This window comes from bacterium CG_4_10_14_0_2_um_filter_33_32 (assembly GCA_002792735.1).
GTDB lineage: Bacteria > Patescibacteriota > CPR2_A > CG2-30-33-46 > CG2-30-33-46 > CG2-30-33-46.
This window is the reverse complement of record PFOW01000008.1, coordinates 1-4,245: the sequence shown is the minus strand read 5'-3', so window position 1 is coordinate 4,245 and position 4,245 is coordinate 1. Positions and strand designations below refer to the sequence as shown.

General features: G+C 33.9%; 2 protein-coding genes and 1 tRNA gene. All 3 read left to right on the top strand.

The genetic code is table 11. From position 1 onward, the window contains the following. Positions 1-358: 358 nt before the first annotated feature. The 3 genes from COX95_00470 (at position 359) to rpoD (ending at position 3,735) form a co-directional block, all read left to right on the top strand. A tRNA-Ser gene (locus tag COX95_00470) sits at positions 359-448 on the top strand. A gap of 6 nt (positions 449-454) precedes the next feature. Beyond that, positions 455-2,218: a DNA primase gene (locus COX95_00465; protein ID PIZ86625.1), complete on the top strand. Its 1,764-nt coding sequence runs from the start codon at positions 455-457 to the stop codon at positions 2,216-2,218. A gap of 2 nt (positions 2,219-2,220) precedes the next feature. Next, the gene (rpoD, locus tag COX95_00460; GenBank protein PIZ86624.1) at positions 2,221-3,735 is read left to right on the top strand and encodes an RNA polymerase sigma factor RpoD; all 1,515 of its coding nucleotides are present in this window, start codon (positions 2,221-2,223) and stop codon (positions 3,733-3,735) included. Positions 3,736-4,245 lie beyond the last annotated feature (510 nt).

Genomic DNA, 4,245 nt, shown 5'->3' with positions numbered 1-4,245 from the left:
ACAGAATTTTTCTCATTCAAGCATAATTGATCTCATTAAAAACATATACGACCACTTGAACACTAAAGCAAAAGAAATTATCGAATCTCATTTTGAGGGAACGCACTGGCTGGGTAGAAGCAGTATTACAGTATTGCATTTAAATGATTCTAAATACTCAGGCAGAGTAATCGACATTTTCCATACACTACAACAAGAATTTCAATTCATAACTGGCAATATCTAATCTTAAAATTATTTTTTATGTTCATTATTCAACTATTACTAACTACAACTTTTTACCAAGGTAATATTTGCCTTTTTCTTTTGCCCAATTTTAATAATTTTGAAGTATAATATAAATAAAGGATATAAATCTGGTGGGATCGCATAGCGGTCTAGTGCGCCTGCTTGGAAAGTAGGTATACCCGCAAGGGTATCCAGGGTTCGAATCCCTGTCCCACCGCCATTCATTATGAACGAATTAGAAGACATAAAAACAAGAATAGATATCGTTGATTTAATTTCAAGTTATATCAATGTTAAAAAAGCCGGTAGAAATTATAAAGCCGTTTGTCCTTTTCATAAAGAAAAAACTCCTTCTTTTATGATTAGTCCCGATAAACAAATTTGGCATTGTTTTGGATGTCAAAAGGGTGGAGATGTTTTTAGTTTTATTATGGAGATGGAAGGTTTGGATTTTGGAGGCGCTTTAAGATTTTTAGCAAAAAAAGCAGGAGTTAATCTTACTTCAGTTAAAATAATTGAATCTGGATTAAACAAAAAGAGTCTTTTATTTGAACTTAATAATCTGGCCGCTTCTTATTATCATAGATTCTTGGAAGAATCCCCAGAGGCTCAAATCGCCAGAGATTATCTGATTGAAAGAAAAGTTGATAAAGCAACGATCATAGAATTTCGTTTAGGGTATGCTCCCAAAAGTTTTTCCAAGCTGGTAAATTTTTTGCAAAGTAAAGGGTATAAATCAGATGATATAGTGAAAGCAGGTCTCGCGGTTAAAAAGAATAGAGGCGATATAGCAGATAGATTTTACGGAAGATTGATGTTTCCGATAATTAATCCTGCTGGTGCTGCCTTAGGTTTTACGGCCAGAATACTAACTGATGAAAAAGTTGCTAAATATATAAATACACCCGAAACTGAAATATACGAGAAATCAAAAGTCCTTTTTGGTTTGGATAAAGCAAAAAGAGAAATATTAGAAAAAAAATGGGTGAGTTTAGTCGAAGGTAATATGGATGTTGTATCTTCTTGGCAGAACGGTGTAAAAAATGTTGTTGCTTCTTCCGGTACGGCGTTAACCAGAGATCAAATTAAAATTATAAAGAGATATACTTCTAATATAATTTTTGCGCTTGATAAAGATGATGCTGGAAGTGAAGCATTAAAAAGAGGAATTTTTCTCGCTTTAGAGGAAGGGGCTAATATAAAAATTGCAGATTTAGGTGAGTTTAAAGATCCTGATGAAATGATAAAAGCAGATAATTTGTCATGGAAGAAATCTTTAAAAGAGTCAAAACCTTGTCTGGATTTTTATTTTGATAAATTATTTGGTAAAATAAGTAAATCAGAGCAAGATGTCACTTTTAAGAAAAAAGTAGCTTCGGAAATTCTGCCCTTTTTAAAGAGGATGCAAAATTCCATAGAGGCATCTTATTACATTCAAACATTAGCAAGCAAAATTCAAGTTCCTGAATCTTCCATTATCGAAGCTTTAAAAAAGATAAAACTTGAAAAACACAACGAGCCCAGAAAGACTCAGGGAAAGGTGGTTAAAAAAACCGCTGAAAAAATAACTACAGAGGCCTTATTGGGGTTATTATTATCTTTTCCCGTGACGTTAGAAGAGTTTATATCTTTACTTGAAGATGAAGATTTTCAAAATCAAGACAGGCAATTGTTTCATGCATTGAAACAGATTTTTGAGAAGAATAGAAACTTTAACCTTAAAGACATAAATGACGAAGAGTTAAAACCTTATGCTTCTATACTTATGTTTATTACCGAAGAAGGTTATAAAGATGCTGATAATGATGAAATTTTTAAAGAAGCAAAATTTTGTTATAAAAGATTAAAGGAATTTAAAATTACAGTATTAAAAGAAGAATTAAGATTTCGAATTAAGGAAGAAGAATCCAAAAATTCTGACAATTTGCATAATTTGATGAAAGAGTTTCAGGAGATTCTCGAAAAAGAAAAAGAAATTAAGGAGTTTTAGTAATGAAAAAAAATAAGGTAAAAAAGGTTTTAAAGAAAGCTGTAAAATCAAAGACTTCTTCAATTAAAAAACCTAATAAGAAAAAAAATGTAGTTTCTAAAAAGAAGCCAAAGGCAACTAAAGTACTAAAGAAAAAGAGTCAAAATAAAAAAAAGACCTTATCCTTAAAGAAGAAAGTTAAAGTTGTTAAAAAACCCAAAGGAAAGATACTAAATAAAAAGCAAGCTAAAAAGACTAAGTCTGCAAAAGTAAAAAAAGTTCAGAAAAAACCCGTAAAAAAGATTGCAAAGAAAAAAGCTAAAAAAGTTAAGGTGGTTAAAAAAGTTAAAAAAGTAAAGCAATCTGTTAAAAAGAAACCGAAAAAACCCGTTATAAAATCAACCGCAAAAGTAAAAAAAGCTGAAAAGCAGATTAAAGAAATAAAAGTAGGTGATAAAGCTATTTCCAAGGATGAAGTGGAGACTTTAATAAATAAAGGCAAAGAGCAGGGGTTTGTTACACAACAGGAAATAATGGGTGCGGTTCCAGATCTAGAAGAACATATTGATGCTGTTGATGAATTATATTCTAAGTTGATGGATATGGGTGTTGAAATTTTAGATGTGAAAGATAGGATGATCTGGGAAGACGAAGAAGATGAGGATGCAGAAGCAAAGGCAATAATAGCATCCGAAGAAAATTTATCCCATATTTCAGATGATTCCGTAAAAATGTATTTTAGAGAAATTGGTAGAGTGCCTCTTTTGAAGGCAATTGAAGAAGTTGAACTTGCTAAAAAAATTGAAAAGGGTGATCAATCTGCAGCCAGAAAATTAGCAGAAGCAAATTTAAGATTAGTAGTTTCAATCGCTAAAAAATATATTGGTAGAGGCTTGGAACTTATTGATTTGATTCAGGAAGGCAACACAGGCTTATTAAGAGCAGTTGAAAAATTTGACTATACTAAGGGATATAAATTTTCAACTTATGCTACGTGGTGGATCAGGCAGGCAATAACAAGGGCAATTGCAGACCAAGCCAGAACAATTAGAATCCCTGTTCATATGGTTGAAACAATAAATAAATTGATCAGAGTTCAGAGAAGGTTAGTTCAGGATTTAGGACGCGAACCATTACCTGAAGAAATCGCTTCAGAAATGGAAATTGATGTAGATAAGGTAAGACATATTATCAAAATTTCCCAAGAAACTGTTTCCTTGGAAGCGCCTGTTGGAGAAGAAGAAGATTCAAGATTAGGAGACTTTATTGAGGACGAAGACAGTTTATCTCCGTATGAAGCAGCAACTTATCAGTTGCTGAGAGGGCATATTCAGGATATCCTTCAATACTTATCTCCAAGGGAGCAAAAGATATTAAGAATGAGATTTGGTTTGGATGACGGCAGGAGTCATACTCTAGAAGAAGTTGGTCAGGAATTTGGGGTAACTCGGGAAAGAATCAGACAGATAGAAGCAAAAGCACTCGCTAAACTTAGAAGACACAGAGAAAGTAAAAAATTGAAAGATTACTTACGTTAAGATTTTAAACACTGGAAAAATTTTCAGAAACTTGCTAAAATATCATATATCTTTGAAAATTTAATTATTCCGGGGTAGCTCAATGGTAGAGCAACTGGCTGTGAAGCAACGCAGCCTCCAAAGGAAACTTTGGAGTGAAAACTGGGTGAATTGTCCCGACAAATACAATTGTAAATTAAATTTAATGTTGTCGGGATCCCGAATTTATTTCGGGACGGGAAACCTTAGCGTAAAGACGAAGGTAATCCGCAGCCAAGGTCCGAAGTACTTCGGACAAGGTTCAGAGACTAGGAGAAATCCGTAGTCCCGATGTATATCGGGGCGAAGCGCCCAGCACCCAAGCTTAAAAGCGGGTGATGATATAGTCCATCCCTAAAAGAAACTTTAGGATAAATGTAACCAGTGGGTTGTCGGTTCGAGCCCGACCCCCGGAGCCACATTGTATGTTGCGAGTTTATTGCCTCGGCGCTTCGCGCCGAAGCTGGCAGATTGTATAGTATTTGCCAAGAT